This window comes from Bacillus sp. FSL K6-0268, assembly GCF_038005425.1.
Taxonomy (GTDB): Bacteria; Bacillota; Bacilli; order Bacillales; family Bacillaceae_G; genus Bacillus_A; species Bacillus_A thuringiensis_S.
In genome coordinates, this window is record NZ_JBBOTF010000001.1 from 4120461 (window position 1) to 4143963 (window position 23503).

A 23503-nucleotide genomic window follows, 5' to 3' on the forward strand; every position below is an offset into this window, starting at 1 on the left:
GGTGAGAGGTAATTATTAATATAATTTTTTTGTTTATTTCTCTCTCGTTATTTGTGGGGAACGTGCTGTATTAAAAGTATGACTGGTCGAAGAGGATAAGTGATTGAGTATTGGATAAATGTATGTAATGGCTATATTTTTATGTAAAAAAAACACGTATGTTAATTTTATTAACATATTCATGTTATAAAACCTTACATAAAGTTCTTGATTACTTAAAGTTTTTAGAATATAATTTTCTTATTGTTAGGAAGAGGGGGCAATGCAAATATGGATTTTTTAGCTAGGGTAATTGGGGATGTAAATAATATCCTTTGGTCATATGTCATTATTGCGATGTTAATTGGGTTAGGGCTCTATTTTTCATTTCGTGTGAAATTTGTCCAAGTTCGTTACTTCGGTGAAATGATTCGTTTGCTTGGGGATGGAGCAAGCTCGAAAACGAGAAAAGCGCAAAAAGAGAAGAGCGGCGTATCATCATTTCAAGCGTTTTGTATGAGTACAGCTTCTCGTGTAGGTACTGGTAACTTAGCTGGTGTAGCTATTGCAATCTCAGCAGGTGGCCCAGGAGCAGTATTTTGGATGTGGTTAATCGCGGTAATTGGGGGTGCTTCTGCATTTGTAGAGAGCACATTAGCGCAAATTTATAAAGTAAAAGATGGGAATGCATTCCGTGGGGGCCCAGCGTATTATATGGAAAAGGGTTTAAAGAAACGCTGGTTAGGTGTTGTGTTCTCTGTTCTAATAACAGTAAGTTTCGGATTGATTTTTAACGCTGTACAGTCTAATACTGTAGCGGCTGCCTTTGATGGGGCGTTCAAAACAGATAGTAGATTAGTAGGTCTTGTTATGGCTGGTTTACTTGCAGTTATTATTTTCGGCGGAGTAAAACGAATTGCTCGCGCGGTTGAAATGATTGTTCCAGTAATGGCAATTATTTATGTAGCAGTGGCATTATTCGTTGTTGTAACAAACATTACGGCAATTCCATATGTATTTAAAGAAATTTTCTTACATGCTTTCGGAATTAAAGAAGTAGTAGGTGGAGGATTAGGAGCTGCGATTTTATTAGGGGTAAAACGTGGATTATTCTCAAATGAAGCAGGTATGGGTAGTGCGCCGAACGCAGCAGCGACTGCAAACGTAACGCACCCAGTTAAACAAGGTTTCATTCAAACTTTAGGGGTATTTACAGATACATTATTAATTTGTAGTTGTACAGCATTTATTATTCTTTTATCAGATGTGCATAATGCAGCTGATTTAAATGGAATTCAATTAACGCAGCAGGCGTTAAGTCAACATATCGGTCCATGGGCTTCTATATTTGTAGCAGTTGCAATCTTCTTGTTTGCATTCAGTTCATTAGTAGGTAACTACTACTATGGTGAAACGAATATTGAGTTCTTAAATGGAAGTAAAGTGCTATTAAATGCATACCGCATTGCTGTACTTGGTATGGTTATGCTAGGGTCCGTGGCGACAATTCAAATCGTTTGGGATTTAGCAGATTTATTTATGGGAATTATGGCTGTTATTAACTTAGTAGCAATTGTATTCCTTTCTAAGTACGCTTTCGCAGCGTTATCAGATTATATTAAGCAAAAGAAACAAGGGAAAGATCCAGTCTTTTATGCGGAGTCTATTCCAGGTTTGAACAATACAGAGTGTTGGGATAAGCCAGAGGTAGCTGATAAAGAAAAAGCAGTATAATGAGGTGAGCATCAAGTGAAACTTGATGCTCATTTTTTGTTGGTTCAGCTATTTGTGTGAAGTGAAACTCCCGTTCATTAAAGTTTCGCTTTATAATGAAAAAGACGAACATTCATGAATGTTTCATAATAAAACGTATTTTTTTTAAGGAAAATGCGGATATGAATTATGATTTATGTTAGAATGGAAAATGCCTTTGAAATAAGAGGTTTTATGATCTTTCCTATCCGATTGAAGGTTTTGGAGGAGAAATGGAAAGTTCGGATTATTTCTTGTTTCGAATGGTCAGACGTTCAACGTTAATGAAGAGTTAAATGGAGGATTTTATTAATGAAGTTTGTTATGTTCCTTGTAGGATTACTCGTTGTATTTGTACTCGGTTTTCTTATAAGTGCCGATCGAAAGAAGATTAAGTATAAACCAATCGCAATTATGCTTATTATTCAGCTAGTATTATCTTATTTCTTATTAAATACGCAAGTTGGTTATATTTTAGTAAAAGGAATTTCAGATGGATTTGGCGCACTTCTTGGATATGCGGAAGCTGGAATCGTTTTCGTATTTGGTGGTCTTGTTAATAAAGGAGAGGTTTCATTCTTCTTAACAGCGCTATTACCAATCGTATTCTTTGCGGTTTTAATCGGAATTCTGCAACACTTTAAAATTTTACCAATATTTATTCGTGCTATTGGTACGTTGTTAAGTAAAGTAAATGGTCTAGGAAAACTAGAATCATATAACGCAGTAGCAGCTGCCATTGTTGGACAAGCAGAAGTATTTATTACAGTAAAAGATCAATTAAGTAAAATCCCAAAACATCGTTTATATACATTATGTGCATCTTCTATGTCGACAGTATCGATGTCAATTGTTGGTTCTTATATGAAAATGATTGAACCAAAATATGTAGTAACAGCACTTGTATTAAATTTATTTAGTGGTTTCATTATCATTCATATTATTAACCCGTACGATATTACAGAAGAAGAAGATACACTGAAATTAGAAAATAAGAAGAAACAATCATTCTTTGAAATGCTAAGCGAATATATTATGCTTGGTTTCACAATCGCGATCACAGTAGCGGCAATGTTACTTGGTTTCGTAGCATTAATTACAGCAATCAATAGCTTGTTTGATTCAATGTTCGGTATTACATTCCAAGCTATTTTAGGATATATTTTCTCACCATTAGCATTCGTAATGGGCATCCCGCAAGCAGAAATGGTAACAGCGGGACAAATTATGGCAACAAAATTAGTATCAAACGAGTTTGTTGCGATGCTTGATCTTGGAAAAGTAGCTGGTGATTTATCGGCTCGTACAGTTGGTATTCTTTCTGTATTCCTTGTATCATTTGCGAACTTCTCATCTATCGGAATTATCGCAGGTGCAACGAAAGGTATCGATGAAAATCAATCAAATGTTGTATCATCATTCGGCCTACGCCTTGTGTACGGTGCGACATTAGTAAGTATTTTATCAGCGATTATCGTTGGTGTTATGTTATAAAGTGAAACTTTAATTAGTGGGGGGAGCTTTATCCCCCGCTGATTATCAGCCCTCACCAATCGGGCTTTTATGGGCAGTTAATCACCCATCTAACTTCTTTGTTTTCGCTGAATGTTGAGATGGGGGTCTTACTGCCCGTTAAAGCGGGGTAAAAAAAGGATGGCTCTAGCTCATAGCTAGGGCTATTTTTTTATGGTAAATTTGCATGAAAAAACCAATTAATTAGGAATATATTAACATATAAAAATCTTTTAAAATTTATATTGCATTTCACCTAGATAACGCTTACAATTTGATTTGTAGGTGGTATCAATTTCAGACTTTCAAGTATGGTAGGAGAGAAGAAGCTACCTTTTATAAATTGCAATTTATGTAAACGCTTACTGATTTTAGATGACAGTTGAATAGTTTTTAGGGGTTTTAAATTTTTTTAACAACAATGGTCAGACGTCATTCGTTATACGTTATACGACCAATAACTCGTGGGAGAAGTGGGGGATTCACATATGAAAATAGTAATGTTTCTAGTCGGTTTACTTGTAGTGTTTGTACTAGGTTTCCTTATCAGTTCAGATCGTAAGAAAATTAAATATAAACCAATTGCACTTATGCTTGTCATTCAATTGGTACTTGCGTATTTCTTACTAAATACAAAGGTCGGATTTGTATTAGTAAAAGGGATCGCAGATGGATTTGGTTCTATTTTAAAATTTGCGGAAGCTGGGGTTAACTTCGTATTTGGTGGTCTAGCAAACGATGGACAAGCACCATTCTTCTTAACAGTATTATTACCGATTATTTTCTTAGCAGTATTAATCGGGATCCTGCAACATATTAAAGTTTTACCGATTATCATTCGTGCAGTCGGTTTCCTATTAAGTAAAGTTAACGGTTTAGGAAAACTAGAATCATATAATGCGGTAGCGGCTGCAATCGTTGGTCAAGGGGAAGTATTCATTACAGTAAAAGATCAACTAAGCAAATTACCGAAAAATCGTTTATACACACTTTGTGCATCTTCAATGTCTACAGTATCGATGTCAATCGTCGGTTCTTATATGAAAATGATTGATCCAAAATATGTAGTAACAGCACTTGTATTAAACTTATTCAGTGGATTCATTATCGTTCATATCATTAATCCATATGAAGTAAAAGAAGAAGACGATATTTTAGAATTACAAGAAGACAAGAAACAAACATTCTTTGAAATGTTAGGCGAATATATTATGCTTGGTTTCTCTATCGCTGTAACAGTAGCGGCGATGTTAATCGGTTTCGTAGCATTAATTACAGCAATTAACGGTGTATTCGATTCAATTTTCGGAATCACATTCCAAAGCATTTTAGGATACATTTTCTCACCATTAGCATTCGTAATGGGTATTCCAACATCAGAGATGCTACAAGCAGGACAAATTATGGCAACAAAATTAGTGACGAACGAATTCGTTGCAATGCTTGACCTTGGAAAAGTAGCTGGCGATTTATCAGCTCGTACAGTAGGTATTTTATCTATCTTCCTTGTATCATTTGCGAACTTCTCATCTATCGGAATTATCGCAGGTGCAACGAAGAGTATCGATGGCAAACAAGCAAACGTTGTATCATCATTCGGTTTAAAACTTGTATACGGTGCAACGTTAGTAAGTATATTATCAGCGATTATCGTTGGGGTTATGCTTTAATAAATTAAGAAAAGCAATGAGCGTAAGCTCATTGCTTTTTTGTTTAACTTGCTTTATCCAAATCTCTTTTAAAACGTGGTTTCTCTAAATAAGTTCCCAGTCTCCACACATATTCCACTGGACCCATCCGGTATTTCTGGAGCCAATAGGTGCTAACGAATAATTGAATCGTATAAATTCCGATGGTTAAAAGAATACCGAAGAAATAACCGATTTTACCGTATAGGCCAAATCCATATGCGTAAAAAATAGTTGTTGCAATAATAGATTGTGCTAAGTAATTACTAACGGACATTTTTCCCATGTTCGCCATGTATGTTAGTAGACGAGATGCTTTTTTGTAATGGAATAATAAAATAATCGTACTTCCGTAAAAGAAGGTCATAGTTACTGGTGTAAGGCCATCTTGTAACATAATTAAAATCGGATGCTTTACGAACATAGCTAAGATTTTAATTGTAAAAGAGAAGAGACCGGTGGCAAACCATATTTTTTTGACAGCAGGTATATGTTTATTGACCTCAAATAGCCAGCCTTTTTTCCCTACATACATTCCGAGTAGGAACAGTGGAGACATAAAAATTATTGCGAAAACTGATATGAAAAATAATCCGAATGCACCGTCAATTCCCATGTAATCAAAAGGATTTTCAGTCAATCTAAAGTTGACGTGATCCATATAGCCTCCGGTTTGATGGACTTTATGTTCTTTTTCAGTATAAGGTGCGAAATCATTTATATTTGTAGATGGATCAGTTTGATAGGACATAAGTGTAATAAGTGCGAGTAGAATAATCGCCCAAATGAGCAAAGTTTTCGGTTTTCGATTGATGAACATCATTAAGAAAATCCCGATAACTCCGTATGCAAATAAAATATCTCCCTCCCAAACAAAAGTGCCGTGAATGTAGCCAAGTAGTAAAAGAATGATAATACGTCTTATGTATGTAGGGAAGAATTTTTTTCCTTTTGCGATAATACTTTTTTGTAACAAAATAATGCTAAGCCCAAATAGAAAAGAAAATAGGGATATAAAATTGTGTGTGCCGAAAAATTGAATAAACCAATTAGCGCCTTTATCAAGATTGCCGAATAGATAAGTGGGTTTTTCACTGGTGAAGAACCCAAATTGAATTAATGTCATATTGACTAGTAAAATGCCAAACAAAGCGAAACCACGAATTGCATCGACAGCTTCTACACGTTGATTCATTTTTTCTCTCCTCGTATATTGTTTTTATATTGAAAATAATACCATTTTATAGCTGGCGCTATGTCAAATATGAGGAAATTTAAGGTGATTTTAAGATAGAGAGCAAATAAAAAATCACCTTAATACATGTATTAAGGTGATTGAAATATTACTCAGCTGGAGGTGTAAATGTACGTTTCTCTAATTCAGCATCTAGCATAAATAGTGCGTTTGAATCACTTGTAATACGTTTTAGTTTTTGGATGATGCTATCAAATGAAGCTTCTTCTTCTACTTGCTCATCGACGAACCATTTTAAAAATGTAATTGTTGCGTGTTCACGCTCATCCCAAGCGATATCAGATAAGTTATAAATACGCTTCGTTACTTCACGCTCGTGCTCAAGTGCCACTTCAAAAGCGTTCAATACAGATTCATATTCGTTATTTGGATTATCAAATCCAGTAATGATAGCACGCTCACCACGGTCATTAATATAGTTGTAAAGCTTCATCGCGTGGAAACGTTCTTCTTCAGCTTGTACAAGGAAAAAGTTAGCGAATCCATCATAGCTCTCGGCTGTACAGTAAGCAGCCATTGCCATATAAGCATGGGCAGAGTAAAATTCAAAGTTCATTTGTTCATTTAATGCGTCGTGTAATTTTTTTGATAACATAAAATCCCCCTTAATATTGTGACAAGAATATTATACCATAATTGATAATGTTCTCATTTAGATACTTCGAACCTTTTTGAAAGCTTTGTGACGTGTGCGTCCATAATGTCTTGTAAGTCTAAATCATATTTTTGCGAAAGAATAATAAGGTTAGATAGTACATCGCCAAGTTCTTCTTTTAGTTCTTGTTTTAGCTCTTCTTCTGTTTTCGCATCTTCATCAGGGCGATCGCGGCCGATTTCAATAGCACGAACGACTCGTGAAACTTCCCCAACTTCCTCGGTTAAGAAATTTAAGCGAATAAAGGCATTATACTGTGACCAGCTTCGTTTTTCGTAAAATTCCTCAACCCATCTTTGAAATGCAACGATATCCATTTCTTCCTCACCTCCTCAATATGTTGTACAATGTTCATTGTAACATAACAATATACAGTATCGGGGTGTAGGGATGAGAAAGATTTGTGTGTTTGCAGGTTCTAATTTAGGGGAGAGACCAGAATTCAAAGAGCAGGCAATTCAGTTAGGTAAAATGTTTGTTGAGAACGACTATGAGCTCGTATACGGTGGTTCATGTGTCGGATTAATGGGAGAAGTAGCAAACGAAGTTCTTCGTTTAGGTGGACGTGTAACAGGGGTTATGCCGCGCGGTCTATTTCGAGGAGAAATTGTACATACAGGATTAACAGAATTAATTGAAGTAGAGACAATGCATGAACGTAAAGCGAAAATGGCAGAGCTTGCGGATGCTTTTATTGCGCTTCCAGGCGGATACGGAACGTTTGAAGAACTATTTGAAGTTGTATGTTGGTCACAAATTGGTATACATAATAAGCCAGTTGGTTTATTAAACATAAAAGGTTTTTACGGACCAATTTTGCAAATGGTTGAACGTTCAGCTGAAGAAGGATTTATGAATCCATCAAATAAAGAATTGATCGTTTCAGCTGAGACGGCAGATAAACTAATTCATGCAATCCAAAATTATGAGCGTCCTGTTTTGGGAACGAAGTGGAAGCAACTATCATAGCAAATACGGAAACACATGTCGTTTTAATTTAAGATGGCATGTGTTTTTAATTTGGTTAAATATATTAATGTTTAGATGTAATGTTTTGGGGAAAGGAGAAATAGATGGAGGAGTTCGTATATTTACGTCCGGTTTTTAAAAGTATTTTAGCAGCATCTATTCTTGTTATGCTAATTGTTTTGAGACAGAAGAAAGAGTTGATTAATGAATTTTCGCTTTGGTTTATCTCGGTATTGTGTATCGGTGTTTCCGCGATAACGTTGTTTATGTCCGGATTTATCGTTGATGAGTATAATCTAGGTGGAGATCCACAATCGTTTTGTATGTTTATTGCGATTGGTTGTATTAGTGGTCTGAATTTCATTATTTATTACAGAAGGCAATAAAAGAGGCATTCCATATTACTTTGGAATGCCTTTATCATTTTGATTGCTTTGTTTTTTATACAGGTACCAGCCACCCCAGCCGCCACCAATTGCTACGACAACGAGGAAAGCATAGTCCTTAACCTCGACACGTATATTGAAAATATTAGCTATAAGGTAACTACTCAGCTTCCTCACGGAGGCTTTTTTCATTTACTAGTCTGATATGTACTTTTTGTGTGAATACTAGATATATCAGACAAGGAGGTGGTATTTATGTTGAAAAAACAAGAAATTCTAGCTGTCTATCAAAAGGGACCTCAAGCTATTTACGATTTTGTTCATCAATTAGAAAGTCAAATACAGAATTTAAAAGAGCGTATAGAAGAATTAGAAAATCGTTCAAAAAAAAACTCTACAAATAGTCATAAACCACCCTCTACAGATGGTTTTCGTAAGCCTATTACAAAAAGTTTGCGAAAATCATCCCAGCGTCAAACCGGTGGCCAGTTGGGCCACAAAGGACATACACTTCATTTGACAACGACTCCTGACAATATGATTACCTATTCTCCTACGCATTGTATTTGTTGTCACACGTCCTTAAAACATGAACCTGTAAAAGGATACCGCATTCGCCAAGTGTATGATTTACCACCTATCCTGATAGAAGTCACAGAACATAAAGTGGAACAAAAAGAGTGCCCACATTGCCATTCTATCCAAGAATCCCAGTTTCCCTCTACTGTCTCTCGTCCTGTTCAATATGGTCCAAATATAAAAACACTGATTCCTTATTTAACACATTATCAATGCCTTTCTTTGAAACGAACAAAAGAATTCTTTCAAGATTGTTTTGGACATTCGATAAGCGAAGGGACGTTAGTCAATCATACCCATGCTTTTTCTGCTCAATTGCGGCCGTTTCTCGAAGAAGTAAAAGAACAGATTCTGCAGTCTTCTGTTGTCCATTTTGATGAAACCGGTATGCGAGTAGAAAATAAAACACAATGGTTACATACTGCGAGTACACCGGAGGTGACATTTCAACATATTCATGAAAAACGCGGAAAAGAAGCGATGGATGCAGGTGAAATCTTGCCTTCTTTTTCTGGAATTGCTATGCATGATGGGTGGAAACCGTATGATGTGTATACAGATTGTCGTCATGTTTTATGTAATGCCCATCTCTTGCGAGATTTGCAAGGGATTATAGATAGTACCGGAGAAACATGGGCACAACAAATGAAAGAATTCCTTACACAAGCTTTGACAATAAAAAAGCAATACAAGGGAAATATTCCAGAAATAGAGAAAAAGAATCTGTTTGCCGCATACCAGGCCATATTGAAAGGCAAACAGGTGCCTTCTGCAGAACAAAAAAAGAAAAGAAAACAGACGCCTTCTCAAAATTTATGGAATCGCTTTGCTAAGTATGCGGACAGAATTCTAGCGTTCTTAGAAAGTCCAGATATTCCATTTGATAACAATCAAGCGGAGCGAGATATTCGGATGACGAAAGTCAAACAAAAAGTGTCTGGGACGTTTCGAAGTAAGGAAGGTGCAGAATCATTTTGCCACATACGTAGTTTTATGAGCACCATGAAAAAACAAAATCAATCAGTATTACAAGCGATAAGTCAGGTGTTAAAAACCGGAACGGTTCCTTGGAATACCACTCTTTCGTAAGAGAATGTTTCTATTTCATATAGATTCTTTCTCTTATCGGAGTGTGTTCTTTTTCATGTTTTCGAACAGGAAACATGTATTTGGCATGCTTTTTTGTTTAACTAAGCTGAGTAGTTACGCTATAAGTAAGAGAATCCCAACTGTTATTAACGCAAAAAACGCTCTAATTAAGTAGTCTTTCAACTGAACCACTCCCGTCATTTAAGTAGTAAATGATGAATTTGGAAAAGCCTTTTGGATCTATGATACTAAAGGGTGTTTCCTATATTTTAACATAAAAAGGATTGTAATATAGTGATAAAAGTGGGGGCGAGTTGTGTGTTAATACTGTCGTGATTTGTCGGTAAATTGATATCCCTTGTCGAATCGTTGATATATTGAGGGTAATGATCGATATAATGAAAAAATCGTTGATATATTAAGGGGAATGATCGATATATTTGAAAAATCGTTGATATAATTTCGTGTACCGTTAAGTGCAACCATTACAGAAAAAAGCGACTCTGAGCGAGCCGCTTCCGCTTTTAATGATATCCAGCTCCAGCGGCTAGAATCTCCGGTCATTTCGCTCTCTCGCTCGAAGCAAAAAGCGCTTCAAGGTCGAGAGCTCCAATGTCCTGCGACTCTGAGCGAGCCGCTTCTGCTTTTAATGATATCCAGCTCCAGCGGCTAGAACAGTCGGTTGTTTCACTCCTTCATTCGAGGCAAAAAGCGCCTCGTAATCAGGAGTTCCAACACCCTCCTGTTCTGAGCGAGCCGCTTCCGCTTTTAATGATATCCAGCTCCGGTGACTAGAACAGTCGGTCATTTCGCGCCTTCCTGTGAGGCAAAAAGCGCCTCTTCGTCAGGAGCTCCAATGCCCTCTTGTTCTGAGCAAGTCACCTCCGCTTTAAAGTCTATTATTGATTCAAGAACGCGCGTAGCATCCAAGCGTGTTTTTCTAGTTCTGTGTAGATGCCTAGTAGTAGGTCAGATGTCATTTCGTCGTCAGAGTCTTGAGCGATTTCCATGCCTTTTTTCAGTTCGACTAGCATAATTTCGTAGTCTTTCATAATTGCTTCGACCATCCCTTCTGCAGTTTCTCCGTATGCTGCTTCTTGAATAGAAGATAGTTCTAAGTATTCTTTCATTGTTGCTACTGGTTTGCCGCCAATTGCTAAAATGCGTTCTGCAATTTCATCGATGTGAGTAGCTGATTCTGTGTAAAGTTCTTCGAATTTCTCGTGTAATGTGAAGAATTGAGGCCCTTTTACGTACCAATGGAAGTTGTGAAGTTTTGTGAATAAAACGCTCCAGTCTGCTACTTGTTTGTTTAATACCTCGATTACTTGTTTGTTCATTATGATCAATCTCCTTTTGAGTTGTTATGTTATATCAATTACTAATTTATAATTATTATAATCTAGTAATTGATATAAAACAACCCTTTTGCTGAAATTAATTTGAACAAATTATGAACTGTTGTAAATAAAAATCCCTATTACGGTGAGGTAATAGGGATTTTGTTTGATATATAGCTCTAGTTCTAAATGAGCCGCTTGTGCTTTTAATGATATCCAGCTCCGGTGACTAGACCAGTCGGTCATTTCGCGCCTTCCTGTGAGGCAAAGAACGCCTCTTCGTCAGGAGCTCCAATGCCCTCCTGTTCTGAGCAAGTCACCTCCGCTTTTAATTAATATCCAGCTCCAGCGGCTAGAATCTCCGGTCATTTCGCTCTCTCGCTCGAAGCAAAAAGCGCTTCAAGGTCGAGAGCTTGAAGTGTCCTGCGATTCTGGACGAGCCGCTTCTGCTTTTAATTTATTACACAACCTTCTGTTTTTCTTCTACATCCTGTCCATCCCAGCACTCTGTATTCTGTAAACCAGGGATAGAGCTTGCAACGAAAACTGGATCTTTTCCTTGTTTCTTTTGCTTCAAATAGTCTACTAATGCAGCGTAAGCAAATTTGCTAAGGAATGAGATGGCAATTAAGTTTGTGAATACCATTAGTCCCATGAATAAATCAGCTAAACTCCAAACTGTTTTAAGAGCAGCGATTGATCCGAAGAATACCATTCCGACAACTGCAACACGATAAATCATTAACCATGTTTTGCTTTCTTTAATGAATGCAATATTTGTTTCACCATAATAGTAGTTTCCTAGTAGAGAACTGAAAGCGAATAGGAAAATAATAATCGCTAAGAAAGTGCTTGCCCACGGTCCGATTTGTGAACTTAAAGCGTTTTGTGTTAATTCGATACCTTCTAAATTTGATCCTTTGTAAAGTCCAGAACATAATACGATAAATGCTGTTGATGTACATACTAAGAATGTATCTACGAAAACACCTAATGCTTGAACAAGTCCTTGTTTTACAGGGTGAGATACATCTGATGTTGCTGCTGCGTTAGGAGAGCTACCCATACCTGCTTCTGTCGCGAATAAACCGCGCTGAATTCCGAACTTGATTGCTGCTCCAATACCACCAGCGATGGCTTGGTCTAAACCGAATGCACCGTTAAAGATTTCCATGAAAATGCTTGGTAACATATTGAGGTTGTTAATAACGACAAAAATAGCCACGCCGATATAAACGATTGCCATTGGCGGAACAATCATTTCTGTAATACGTGAAATGCTCTTAATACCACCAAAAATAATGACTGCAACTAATAAGGCTAATAGAGCTCCTACGATTGTTCGCTCTAGTCCAAAAGCATTTTCAAACGCTATTGTTACTGTATTCGCTTGTACTGAATTGAAAATTAATCCGTACGCAACTGTAATAAGAAGTGAGAACCAAACACCCATCCAGCGTTTGTTTAATCCTTTTTCCATGTAATATGCCGGCCCACCACGGAACCTGCTACCATCTTTTACTTTATAAATTTGAGCGAGCGTACATTCTACGAAACTAGTAGCTGCTCCGATAATTGCGATAAACCACATCCAAAATATTGCGCCAGGTCCACCCATTGAAATTGCTAGTGCTACACCGGCTAAGTTCCCGATACCGATACGTGCTGCTGCACTTAAGCAAAATGCTTGGAATGGAGAGATGCTATCTTTCTTTTTTTCTTTTCGATTAAACCCTTTACTAATTAAGCTGACCATCTCACTGAAATGAGTAATTTGGACAAATTTTAATTTAAAAGAGAAGTAAAGACCGAAGCCGATTAGCATTGCAATAAGAATATATGACCATAAAATATTATTCGTTACCTCAAGGAATCTGCTAAAGATATCAACCATATAATACACTTCCTTTTTTTCGTAATAAGAAAATTATATGCAAAAAATATACGAGAATCAATTTTTCTAAAAAAATATGTTACTTAAATCAATTTTATGTTATGATTATGTTACATCGTAATATTTTTAGAATTATTTACATTTTAAAAAACTAAATTTAAAGCGAGAAAGTGGGGATAATTTGAAAGAAGATTCTTTATTGAAAGTAAGCCTTGAGAGTTTGAAAATGAGAAGTAATATATTTTTTATCATTACATCTTTAAGTATCTTTTTAGGGGCAACTTATTATTACAATAAAAGATTTCCAAATCACAAATATCCTGAGTGGTTAGAATTTCTAAAGTTGATTGGATGAATAAAAGACAGAAAAACAGAAAATTAAAATAAATAAGTTATGGAGGAGCTAAAAATGAATATTAGAGAAAGTGAACTTCCGGGTATTGGTTATAAGTTTCAAATCGTTACGAAAGGTAACGAAAAGATGGTAATTGTCATTCATGATGATGGGCGTAGAGAAATGTATCATTTTGATTCAGACCATGAAGAAAGCATCTCAAGTATTTCACTACGTGACTCAGAGGCAAGGCAAATCGCAGCAATATTAGGTGGAATGGTATATAAGCCTAGGGCGTTAGAAAATGTTGAGATGGTTTTTGAAGGTTTAGCGATTGAGTGGTTCAAAGTGGAGAATACAGCTCCAGCAATCGGAAAAACAATTGGCGATCTTGAAATAAGAAAAACATATAGCGTAACGATAATCGCAGTTATGAAGAAGAACATGAAGAAGCTATTTAATCCAGGGCCAGAAACAGTAATTGAAGAAGGAGATATGCTTGTAGTTTCAGGTGAGAGAGAAGAAATTAAAAAAATCATTAATGAATTACTTTCAAATAGGGGGGACTGACTAGATGGATACGTTAATTTTTGAAGTTGGTACAGCTTTAGTTTTAGTGGCAATTGCAGCGGTAATTGCTGGAAAATTTAAATTCTCAGTAATTCCTTTTCTAATTGTTCTCGGAATGTTAGTAGGACCGCATGCACCGACAATAGGTGTTATCGATCTCAAATTTATTGAAAGTGCAAGTGTAATTTCCTTCCTTGGACGGATTGGGGTTCTATTCCTTCTATTCTATCTAGGATTAGAATTTTCAATGAAAAAACTAATTAAATCTGGACGCTCTATTGCGATTGGCGGAACGATTTATATTTTAATTAACTTTTCACTTGGTTTGTTATACGGATTTATAATGGGATTCCCATTACTAGAAATCTTAATTATTGCGGGTATTATTACGATTTCTTCTAGCGCTATCGTTGCTAAAGTGTTAGTGGACTTAAGAAGAACTGGTAATAATGAAACCGAATTAATTTTAGGAATTATTATGTTTGAAGATATATTCCTTGCTGTATATTTATCAGTTGTTTCTGGTTTAGTACTAGGAGATCACGCTTCCTTCTTAGGCGCCCTTACTTCAATTGGAATTGCTTTAGGATATATGCTTCTATTCTTTATAGTAGCTAGAAAGGCTACGCCGTTATTAAATAAATTGCTCAATATTAGCTCAGATGAAATCTTTATTATTGTAGTATTTGCTTCGTTATTCTTCATTGCTGGTTTTTCAGAAACAATTCACGTTGCAGAAGCGATTGGGGCACTTCTTCTAGGATTAGTTTTCTCTGAGACAGAGCATAGTGATCGAATTGAACATCTTGTTGTTCCATTTAGAGACTTTTTCGGAGCTATTTTCTTCTTCAGCTTCGGGTTAAGTATTGATCCGTTCTCATTAGGAGGAGCGATATGGTTAACGTTAGGTGCTGTCCTTCTTACAATAATCGGCAACTTTGTAGCAGGAATGATTGCAGGAAGACAAGCAGGGTTATCTCATAAAGCATCAACAAATATCGGATTAACAATCGTTTCACGAGGAGAGTTCTCCATCATTATGGCTAATATCGGTATCGCCGGTGGTTTAATGTCAGTACTGAAACCCTTCTCAGCACTATACGTGCTTATACTATCCATTTTAGGCCCACTTCTGACAAAGGAGTCGAAGAATGTATATAAATTCTTAAATAAAATCTTTAAGTGGGATACGAAGACTAACTAAATTTTAAAAAATAAAGTACAAGATATTTCCTGCTTGTACTTTTATTTTTGTAATGAAAACAGTAAAGAGAGGTAAATGATGTTAGGAGAGTTGATTCATTCGGTTTTAGTTTTTTTAGAAGGACTTGGTTATTGGGGAATTATGCTTGGATTAATGCTAGAGGTTATTCCAAGTGAAATCGTATTGTCTTATGCAGGTTATTTAGTATCAACAGGAAGCATTACATTTTGGGGCGCTGTCGCGTTTGGTACAATTGGTGGTGTAATTGCACAACTATTCATTTATTGGATCGGTCGATACGGAGGAAGACCTGTTCTTGAGCGATATGGAAAATATATTTTAATTCAGAAGAAACATATTGATTATGCTGAAGATTGGTTTAATCGTTACGGAACTGGCGTTATCTTTACCGCACGTTTTATTCCGGTTGTGCGTCATGCTATTTCGATACCGGCGGGTATTGCAAAAATGTCACATGCTAAGTTTATTACGCTAACTACATTAGCTGTTATTCCGTGGTCAATTGTGTTTGTATATTTAGGGTTTAAATTAGGAACAGAGTGGGAAAGCATTAATAAAGTTGCGGGGCCATATGTGAAATACTTTGCACTTGCTGCTATTGTTTGTGCAATTGGTTATTTTGTATTAAAAAAAGTGATGAAAAAAAAGTGATTACGGAAAAGGAATCTATGTCGACATAGGTTCTTTTTTTATTGGCATTTTTTCAAGGATGAAAGAATACGTTTAATATTTACCATATTGTGGCATACATATAGAAAAAGGGTGCTTGGAAAGGGGAATAAAGAGAAATGGAACTCCAGTTTCAAAATGTATATCAACAGGTAGAGAATTGGTATGTGTTGGATTCGGAGCTTCATTGGGATGTCAAAAAGCTGAGAGAGGATTTGTTCTCTCTTATTGAAGCATGTAAAACGCCCGTTATTTTTTGTGATACGTGTGATGCAAACGATGTGCTTCTATCATTAGGGGAAGAGGAAGAAGAATTCCTATTCCCAGTAGGTGGTTTTTATCATAAAGAAAGACAATTAATTTTTGTTTGTATGTGGGAAGAGTATGAGCAGGTGCTCAAAACACTACTGCATGAGTTTCGTCATGCGATGCAGCATAAGAGAGAAGTATTGTATGTTGGAAGTGAAGTGTACGAAGATAGATGGATTGAAAAAGATGCGAGGAAGTTCGCGGAGAGGAAATTGGATGAATATAAGAATAGAAAGTTAATGTAAAGCATAGTGGAGAAATAGCGCTGTGCTTTCTTTATACTTATTAAAAATAAGTATTTGACTTTTATAAAGTTTAGTTCTAAACTAATGATATGAAACGAGCGAGGTGATGAAATGAAAACAGAAGATAGACTCGGATTACTATTATGGTTTCGTTTATCACGCTTTTATAATAAGAGTATTCGTGAGACGAATCAGCATTTGAAAGAATGGAATGTATCTGCCGCTCAGTTTGATGTACTAGCTCAAGTTGGAGGGCATAATCGTCTAACGCAGCAAGAGCTTGGAAATAAGCTATTTGTTACGAAGGGAAATATCACGCAGCTTTTAAATAAAATGGAGCAGTTAGAGTGGATTCGTCGTGAACAAGAAGGTACTACAAAATATATTTCGTTAACAGAAAAGGGAAAAGTTTTATATGAAGAAATCGTCCCGCCTCAAGAAACATTCCAAGCGGAGCAGTTTCAAAAATTAAATGTAGAAGAACAACATCAATTATTACAATTACTAAAAAAATTACAGTGAGAAAAAATTTTAAAATAAATCTCGAATTCGATATAGTATGAGGTGAAGGATATGTTTAGAAAAGTTGATCATAAAAATATGGGCAGAGCAAATCATGGTTGGTTAAATACACATTTTCATTTTTCTTTTGCCAATTACTATAATCCAAATAACATGAACTTCGGAGCGTTACGTGTTATTAATGATGATCTAGTAGCGGCACAAACTGGTTTTGATATGCATCCGCATCGTGATATGGAAATCATTTCGTACGTTGTAGATGGTGCTTTAACACATGAGGATAGCATGGGGAACCGCGGAACAATTGAGCGAGGACATGTTCAATATATGAGTGCTGGCACAGGTGTATTTCATAGCGAGCATAATTTAGGAAATGAAACACTACGTTTATTACAAATTTGGATTTTACCAGATCGTGCGGATCATAAACCAAACTATGGTGAGTTTAAATTTGATTGGAGCGAGCGTGAAAACGAATGGTTCCATATGGTATCTCCAGTAGAAGGAGAGGCACCAATTCAAATTCACCAAGATGCAAATTTATATTCTTTATCGTTAGATGCCGGAAAAGAAATTCATTTTCCTGTGCGAGAAGGCCGTCAATTGTATCTTGTTCAAATTGAAGGAAGCAGTGTAATAAATGGTGAAACGTTTGTTATGCGTGATGCAGCAGAATCTGTAGAAGAAGATACTCACATTCAAGCGAAAGAGCAATCACACTATTTAGCAATTGAATTGAAAAAACAATAAAAGGCTTGTAGAAAAGAGGACATCTGATAGGATGTCCTCTTTTTTGATTGGAATTATCTGAAAAATGTTTCTCAAATTTTCGGTAGAGGTATCGGCTGTAAAAATCAGAATTTTATAAAAGTGTCAAAAATCTTTATGGGAATGGGGAATGTTATAGTGAAAAAGCAAGTCATTTCATCAGCATTAGCGTTAACTGTTATCGCCGGGGGATTTGGAGCGTTTGGGGCAACGACAACGAAAGCGGAAGAACAAAAAATTCAATATCATCAAGAATTTAAAACACCTGCATACATAGGTGAAGAATGGAAAGCACCGGAAGGACTAGATAAAAAAGAGACGGTCTTTCAATACTTAGAGAGTAAGAAAGATATGTTTAAATTAGCAGGAAATATTGAAAAGCATTTTAATATCGTTGGAGAAGAAAAAGACGCTGAATCTGACACGACACATGTGAAGCTAGTTGAGAAACATAATAACATTCCTGTGTACGGTTCTGATCAAACTGTTACACTTGATAAAGAGAATAATGTAAAAGCATTCTTCGGACAAGTTATTCCGAATTTAGATGATAAAAATATCCCTGCATCTGCAAGCATTAGTGCGGAACAAGCAGAAACAATTGCAAAGGCAGATATTGAGAAAGAAATTGGTAAAGTAAAGAATTATGATGGTGTGAAAAAAGATTTATTTGTATATGAAAAGGACGGTAATTACTACCTTGCATACTTAGTTAAGGCATCGATTTCAAAACCAGCTCCAGGGTATTGGCATTATTTTGTTGATGCAACAAATGGAAATGTTATTGAGAAATATAATGCTGTAGATCACGTTACAGGGTTTGGCTACGGAGTATTAGGTGCTAGACAATCATTTGAAATTGCCCAAGATGAAAAAACGGGAGTATTCAACTTATTTGACGGTAAACGAGGACAAGGTATTCACACATTTGATGCAGAAAATATGGATGAAAACTTGTTTAATTTATTCTCACAATGGCTTGGATATACAGGCGAAGAAGTTGAAAGTAAATCTAAGTTCTTCGAAGATAAAGCTGCAGTTGATGCGCATGTAAATGCAGGAAAAGTATATGATTACTACAAAAAAACATTTAATCGTAACTCTTTCGATGATAAAGGTGCGAAGCTTATTTCAACTGTTCACGTAGGAGAGAGCTGGAATAACGCAGCTTGGAACGGTGTGCAAATGATGTATGGTGATGGCGATGGAAAAACATTCATTCCATTATCTGCTGGACTTGATGTTATCGGTCACGAATTAACGCATGCTGTAACTGAACATACAGCAAACCTTGTTTATAAAAATGAGTCAGGGGCGTTAAATGAATCGTTATCCGATATTATGGGTGTTATGGTTGAGAAGAAGAGCTGGGATTTAGGTGCTGACATTTATACACCTGGTAAACCAGGCGATGCACTTCGTTCACTAAAAGATCCAGCGTCTATTCCAAACCCATTAAAACCAGGTGAAGGTTACCCAGATCACTATAGTAAACGTTATACTGGAACAGCTGATAATGGTGGCGTTCATATTAACAGTAGTATTAATAATAAAGCTGCTTATTTAGTATCTGAAGGCGGAGATCATTACGACGTGAAAGTAGCTGGAGTGGGCCGTGAAGCGACAGAAAAAATTTACTACCGCGCTCTTACGAAATATTTAACTGCAAACTCTGACTTCAAAATGATGCGTCAAGCTGCTCTTCAATCAGCCGAAGATTTATACGGTAAAGATTCTAAAGTTGTACAAGCTGTAACGAAAGCTTATGATGCAGTAGGCGTAAAATAATAGGAAAAAAACCTGACTAGAATGTCAGGTTTTTTTCTTTATCCCGCTATTTGCAGGGCAGTAAGACCCCCACCTCAAAATTCATCGGAAGCAAAGAAGTTAGGTGGGGGCCCTGCTGCCCGTAAAAGCCTGATTGGTGAGGGCTGATAATCAGTGGGGAATGAACAAAACCCCCACGGAATAAAGTTTCACTTTATTCCGCTAGTCGCGAATACCTAATGCGATTTTCGCCATACGTGACATACGTTCTTTCGACCACGGTGGATTCCAAACGACATTTACTTCTATTTCATTAACTTCAGGTACGTTTGTTGATAATACTTTTTTAACGTCTGATACGATTTGCCCAGCCATTGGACAACCGATAGAAGTCATAGTCATCGTAATGACAGCATTATTATTTTCATCTGCTGTAACATCATACACTAATCCAAGATTAACGATATCAACACCTAGTTCAGGGTCAATAACAGCTTCTAAATTATCCAATAATTTATTTTCAAATGCTTCTTGTGACATAAGCAGCCCCTCCTATATTTTAATGATATCGATTCTCATTATAACGGAAATGAGCATAATGTGCAGGAAATGAGCTCAAAAAAAATATCCCTCTTTGAAAGAGGGATATTTTTTGAAAATCTATTCTGTTTTAAAATGAGATACGAGTTGATCTAACTCTTCAACTGTTTGTTTCATTTTTCCAGCAGTTACTGTCATTTCATTCATAACGATAACTTTCTGTTCAGCAGATTGTGCCGTTGCGGCGGTTTCGCTGGATACTTCAGTCGAGATAGAAGCGATGTTATTAAGTGAAGCATTCATTTCTTCAGCACTTGCAGCCATCTCTTCAGCAGTTGCTGATATGTCTTGCATTTGAGTAGATACTTTATTTACTTGTTCTACAATTGTTGTGAAAGAAGTACCAGCTTCACGAATAACATGAATGCCTTCAAATGCTTCAGAACGGCCTTGAGACATCATAGAGCTAGCAGTTTCTGTATCATTTTGAATTTGATGTAGTAATTGATTAATGTCTGTTGCAGCTGTTTTAGATTGTTCAGCAAGCTTTCGAACTTCGTCAGCTACGACAGCAAATCCTTTTCCTTGCTCGCCAGCACGAGCTGCCTCAATAGAAGCATTTAAAGCAAGTAAGTTTGTTTGCTCAGCGATATTAGAAATAGATTGTACAGCAGTATCGATATATTTCGTATGAGTGATTAGACGTTCAACCACTTCTGACGTAGCATTTACAGCTTCGTGTATCGTTGTCATTTGTGAAACGGATTTTTGGATAACGGTACTTCCATCGCTAGCATGTTCAGATGTGGCAACAGCAAGTTCCGCTACAGATGAAGCAGATTCAGCAATACGTTGAACACTTACTGCCATATCGTCCATTGCAGTTGAACTTTCTTCCATACTAGAAGCTTGTGATTGAATACTTGCGTTTAAGTTAGACATTGAGCTTTGGACTCTTACTGTCGCCTCACGTGATGTATTCGTTTTTTCTAGCATGTTTTCAGAAGCGGTTTGTACTTCCACTGATGTTTTTTGAACACGATTAATAATATGTTGTAGGTTTTCTAACATTTTATTAAATGATGCTGCGATAGCACCGATTTCATCGTTGCTATTTACTTGTAGACGTGCCGTTAAGTCACCTTCTTGAGAAGCTAACTCTTTTAGTTTCGTGTCAATTTGTTGAATTGGTTTCACAAGTTTACCAGAGAACCACCATGCAAGAATAATTGCAGCGACAATACAAATAACAAGTGATAAGAAAATAACATATTCGATTAAGAGTGCAGATTGGTCAATTTTTTCAATAGATTGTTCACGTAATGTAGCTTGTTCATTACTATAATTTGTGAAGTCACCAATTACTTTATAGACAGTTCCGTTTTCTGAAGAAGCTACTTGTAAAGCTTCTTCCCATTTTTGTTCTTTTGCAAGAGTGAATACTTTTTCTTCAACGAACTTTCTCCAAGTAGACCCTAATTCCATTGTGCTTTTTACGGACGAAGAAGCATTTGGATTAGAAAGAAGTTTATCTTTTGAATCCTCAAGACGTTTACTCATCTCATTAAACTTGTCTAATTCGACTTGATCATGTTGTAGTAAATAACCTCTTAAAGCAGAGAGCTGTACTTGATAAGCATCTCCACGTTCTTTCAATTCTGTTGCCAGTGGAGAAATTTCTTTTTGTAATGTTTCAGCTTTACGAGATTGGTCAATAGCAAAAAATAAAATAAATGCTAAGGCGATACCAAATAAAGCGCAAATCGTTCCCATCATGAACATAAGTTTTTTTCTGATACTTACAAAATTCATATGATAAAAAGCCTCCTTTGTGAAATCTTAGTATTAGAATTAATTAATGTAAAAAATGAAAGAAAGCTTTACTCCAGTTGGAATAAAGCTTTCTTATTTCCTTTAGGAATTATAGCAGACGGAATGAGAGATAGAAAGAGATATTTTAAGGTAAAAAAAGTCCGCGACTCAATATACAATACATTTATGGACATGTCTTGCATCATTTCGTCACAATAGATGGTGGAGGTTCTGGTGAGGGAAAGTAGAGGAACTATTGGCCGGTGATAGGAACATATAAAAATAGCGTCGTAGAAAAAGAAAGAGTGGATTCCTTATGAGAGCTGGGATTCGCTTTTTGATTGCTATCGATAGTGAGACGTTAAGTAAACCTGATAGGAATGTTTATACAACATAAAAAGACGAGAATTCTCTCGTCTTTTTACACGGTTGAGCACGGATTAAGTGCAACAAAGTGTAGCTTTATTAATATCTTTTTCACGAATTTCTAAATTGCCTTTTTTATCAATTTTGTAAGGGATATCATTATTTTGTAGCTTTTTTAGTAAACTATTATTTTCTTGTACATTTTTCTCCCAAATAATATATCTTTCATTTTTGGTAGTATCATTAAAAAATATAAATCCGACTAAACATAAAAATAAAATTATTAATATTGAAATTAAAATATTAATTTTTTTCATGATGTACCTATTCCTAATCTGTTATTTATTGGTTAGTCCATAATAACCAGCCTTCGGGTTGTCTTATATATTTTAGTAAACCATTTCTTATATCCTGATTAAGATTATCTGCCAAACCTTGCGGCGTTAAAGCGTAACCATTAGCTGCCCGCCAATTATACATAATTCGGCCTCGTTCATTATTATAATAATCCATATCATGTAATTTCTTTTCTGTCATATTATATCTTTCATGATTATCTGCTACAATTTTAGCATTCGAACATCCTATACTTTTACACATAAGTGCATTCCAATATCCATGTCTAAATGCATCACCTTTTCCGTTATTTAGACTAGCTTTTGGATAATATGCTGTAGCCATATTAATTGCTGCGTTAGCATTTAGTCTAGCTTGACCACATTTATATGCACCTATTGACCTCAGACACGCTTGCATTTCTTCACTTTTTCCTAAAGCATTTGCAATGCTAGCACTACGTTGTACTCTTGTTTTAGGATTGTTTTCCTTTTCATTTACTAACTCATCAAATCTTTCATTACCTTCTTCTTCATTTTGAATCTGACCGTTCTCCATTTCTACAACCAACTGTTCAAAAGCAGCCATATACGCTTGTTCATTAACTGGAGCAGTTTCTGCTGCTGCGTTATTACCTACTGTCATCGTTAATAAGATACCAGATAGGATTCCGAATACTGTTTTCTTAAGCTTCAAATTCATTTACCCCCACGCTATTGTGTTTTTTATATATCTTGATATCACCCTACTTAGAAAATTTTAAATATTATTAATAGAAAATAAAAGACTGTTTACTAATGAATTTTTATGTTAAAATATGTAATTAAAGGTAATATAATTACATATTGTTAAATATTTACGTAGTAAAGTGAATGGTTATTTTAGAACCTGTCTAAAATCTTTTTAGTACAATCGTTACACCTGCCAATATAGTCAGCTTAT

23 protein-coding genes are annotated in these 23503 nt (G+C 36.0%); 13 read left to right on the forward strand and 10 right to left on the reverse strand.

What is annotated here, in order from left to right; translation table 11 throughout:
• Window positions 1-270 precede the first annotated feature (270 nt).
• The 3 genes from MHI28_RS21280 (at window position 271) to MHI28_RS21290 (ending at window position 4913) form a co-directional block, all read left to right on the forward strand.
• Entirely contained in the window at window positions 271-1713 is a 1443-nt protein-coding gene (locus MHI28_RS21280; RefSeq protein WP_000346410.1) for an alanine/glycine:cation symporter family protein, read from the forward strand.
• A 330-nt stretch (window positions 1714-2043) separates the two neighbouring features.
• Complete coding sequence (locus tag MHI28_RS21285) at window positions 2044-3225, forward strand: NupC/NupG family nucleoside CNT transporter (protein ID WP_000673845.1); 1182 nt, start codon at window positions 2044-2046, stop codon at window positions 3223-3225.
• 506 nt (window positions 3226-3731) lie between these two features.
• The gene (locus MHI28_RS21290; protein ID WP_000706853.1) at window positions 3732-4913 is read left to right on the forward strand and encodes a NupC/NupG family nucleoside CNT transporter; all 1182 of its coding nucleotides are present in this window, start codon (window positions 3732-3734) and stop codon (window positions 4911-4913) included.
• 43 nt (window positions 4914-4956) lie between these two features.
• On the opposite strand, the gene MHI28_RS21295 is transcribed toward MHI28_RS21290, so the two are convergent.
• The 3 genes from MHI28_RS21295 to MHI28_RS21305 form a co-directional block, all read right to left on the reverse strand.
• A complete protein-coding gene (locus tag MHI28_RS21295; RefSeq protein ID WP_001076363.1) occupies window positions 4957-6126 on the reverse strand; it encodes a DUF418 domain-containing protein in 1170 nt (389 codons plus the stop codon).
• Between the two features lie 148 nt (window positions 6127-6274).
• Window positions 6275-6781, reverse strand: a complete 507-nt coding sequence (locus MHI28_RS21300) for a ferritin (RefSeq protein ID WP_000949403.1) — start codon at window positions 6779-6781, stop codon at window positions 6275-6277.
• Window positions 6782-6834: 53 nt separating this feature from the next.
• Window positions 6835-7158: a MazG nucleotide pyrophosphohydrolase domain-containing protein gene (locus MHI28_RS21305; protein ID WP_000355749.1), complete on the reverse strand. Its 324-nt coding sequence runs from the start codon at window positions 7156-7158 to the stop codon at window positions 6835-6837.
• A 73-nt stretch (window positions 7159-7231) separates the two neighbouring features.
• On the opposite strand from MHI28_RS21305, the gene MHI28_RS21310 reads away from it, so the two are divergent.
• The 3 genes from MHI28_RS21310 to tnpC all read left to right on the forward strand — a co-directional run bounded on the left by MHI28_RS21310 (window position 7232) and on the right by tnpC (window position 9864).
• Entirely contained in the window at window positions 7232-7810 is a 579-nt protein-coding gene (locus MHI28_RS21310) for an LOG family protein (RefSeq protein WP_001225753.1), read from the forward strand.
• 104 nt (window positions 7811-7914) lie between these two features.
• Entirely contained in the window at window positions 7915-8196 is a 282-nt protein-coding gene (locus MHI28_RS21315; protein ID WP_000390910.1) for a hypothetical protein, read from the forward strand.
• A 255-nt stretch (window positions 8197-8451) separates the two neighbouring features.
• Window positions 8452-9864, forward strand: a complete 1413-nt coding sequence (tnpC, locus tag MHI28_RS21320; RefSeq protein ID WP_197233369.1) for an IS66 family transposase — start codon at window positions 8452-8454, stop codon at window positions 9862-9864.
• A 646-nt stretch (window positions 9865-10510) separates the two neighbouring features.
• On the opposite strand, the gene MHI28_RS21325 is transcribed toward tnpC, so the two are convergent.
• From MHI28_RS21325 to MHI28_RS21335, 3 genes are all read right to left on the reverse strand, one after another.
• Window positions 10511-10672 (reverse strand): hypothetical protein, encoded by a 162-nt coding sequence (locus tag MHI28_RS21325; protein WP_000128781.1) that lies wholly within the window; start codon window positions 10670-10672, stop codon window positions 10511-10513.
• A 91-nt stretch (window positions 10673-10763) separates the two neighbouring features.
• Window positions 10764-11204, reverse strand: coding sequence for a Dps family protein (locus MHI28_RS21330; protein WP_001041893.1), 441 nt, complete (start codon window positions 11202-11204; stop codon window positions 10764-10766).
• A gap of 460 nt (window positions 11205-11664) precedes the next feature.
• Window positions 11665-13098 carry an alanine/glycine:cation symporter family protein gene (locus MHI28_RS21335; protein WP_000227595.1) on the reverse strand — a complete coding sequence of 478 codons (1434 nt, stop codon included), beginning with the start codon at window positions 13096-13098 and terminating at the stop codon, window positions 11665-11667.
• A 409-nt stretch (window positions 13099-13507) separates the two neighbouring features.
• Here MHI28_RS21335 and MHI28_RS21340 point away from each other — a divergent pair, with 409 nt between their 5' ends.
• From MHI28_RS21340 to nprB, 7 genes are all read left to right on the forward strand, one after another.
• Entirely contained in the window at window positions 13508-14002 is a 495-nt protein-coding gene (locus tag MHI28_RS21340; protein WP_001026075.1) for a cation:proton antiporter regulatory subunit, read from the forward strand.
• Window positions 14003-14006: 4 nt separating this feature from the next.
• Entirely contained in the window at window positions 14007-15206 is a 1200-nt protein-coding gene (locus tag MHI28_RS21345) for a cation:proton antiporter (protein WP_000380223.1), read from the forward strand.
• Between the two features lie 78 nt (window positions 15207-15284).
• A complete protein-coding gene (locus MHI28_RS21350) occupies window positions 15285-15878 on the forward strand; it encodes a DedA family protein (protein WP_000900216.1) in 594 nt (197 codons plus the stop codon).
• Window positions 15879-16015: 137 nt separating this feature from the next.
• Window positions 16016-16450 carry a DUF3920 family protein gene (locus MHI28_RS21355; protein WP_000422792.1) on the forward strand — a complete coding sequence of 145 codons (435 nt, stop codon included), beginning with the start codon at window positions 16016-16018 and terminating at the stop codon, window positions 16448-16450.
• Between the two features lie 111 nt (window positions 16451-16561).
• Window positions 16562-16972: a MarR family winged helix-turn-helix transcriptional regulator gene (locus MHI28_RS21360; RefSeq protein WP_000845462.1), complete on the forward strand. Its 411-nt coding sequence runs from the start codon at window positions 16562-16564 to the stop codon at window positions 16970-16972.
• Window positions 16973-17023: 51 nt separating this feature from the next.
• On the forward strand, window positions 17024-17722 hold the full coding sequence (locus MHI28_RS21365) for a pirin family protein (RefSeq protein WP_000488932.1): 699 nt from the start codon (window positions 17024-17026) through the stop codon (window positions 17720-17722).
• 156 nt (window positions 17723-17878) lie between these two features.
• Window positions 17879-19528, forward strand: a complete 1650-nt coding sequence (nprB, locus tag MHI28_RS21370) for a neutral protease NprB (RefSeq protein ID WP_340828291.1) — start codon at window positions 17879-17881, stop codon at window positions 19526-19528.
• Window positions 19529-19729: 201 nt separating this feature from the next.
• Here the strand turns inward: nprB and MHI28_RS21375 are convergent, their stop codons facing one another.
• From MHI28_RS21375 to MHI28_RS21390, 4 genes are all read right to left on the reverse strand, one after another.
• Window positions 19730-20047: a metal-sulfur cluster assembly factor gene (locus tag MHI28_RS21375; RefSeq protein ID WP_000076424.1), complete on the reverse strand. Its 318-nt coding sequence runs from the start codon at window positions 20045-20047 to the stop codon at window positions 19730-19732.
• Window positions 20048-20167: 120 nt separating this feature from the next.
• Window positions 20168-21859 (reverse strand): methyl-accepting chemotaxis protein, encoded by a 1692-nt coding sequence (locus MHI28_RS21380; RefSeq protein WP_086391173.1) that lies wholly within the window; start codon window positions 21857-21859, stop codon window positions 20168-20170.
• A 440-nt stretch (window positions 21860-22299) separates the two neighbouring features.
• Window positions 22300-22542, reverse strand: coding sequence for a hypothetical protein (locus MHI28_RS21385; protein ID WP_000723536.1), 243 nt, complete (start codon window positions 22540-22542; stop codon window positions 22300-22302).
• A 25-nt stretch (window positions 22543-22567) separates the two neighbouring features.
• Window positions 22568-23263 carry a DUF6973 domain-containing protein gene (locus MHI28_RS21390; protein ID WP_223840583.1) on the reverse strand — a complete coding sequence of 232 codons (696 nt, stop codon included), beginning with the start codon at window positions 23261-23263 and terminating at the stop codon, window positions 22568-22570.
• Between the last annotated feature and the right edge of the window lie 240 nt (window positions 23264-23503).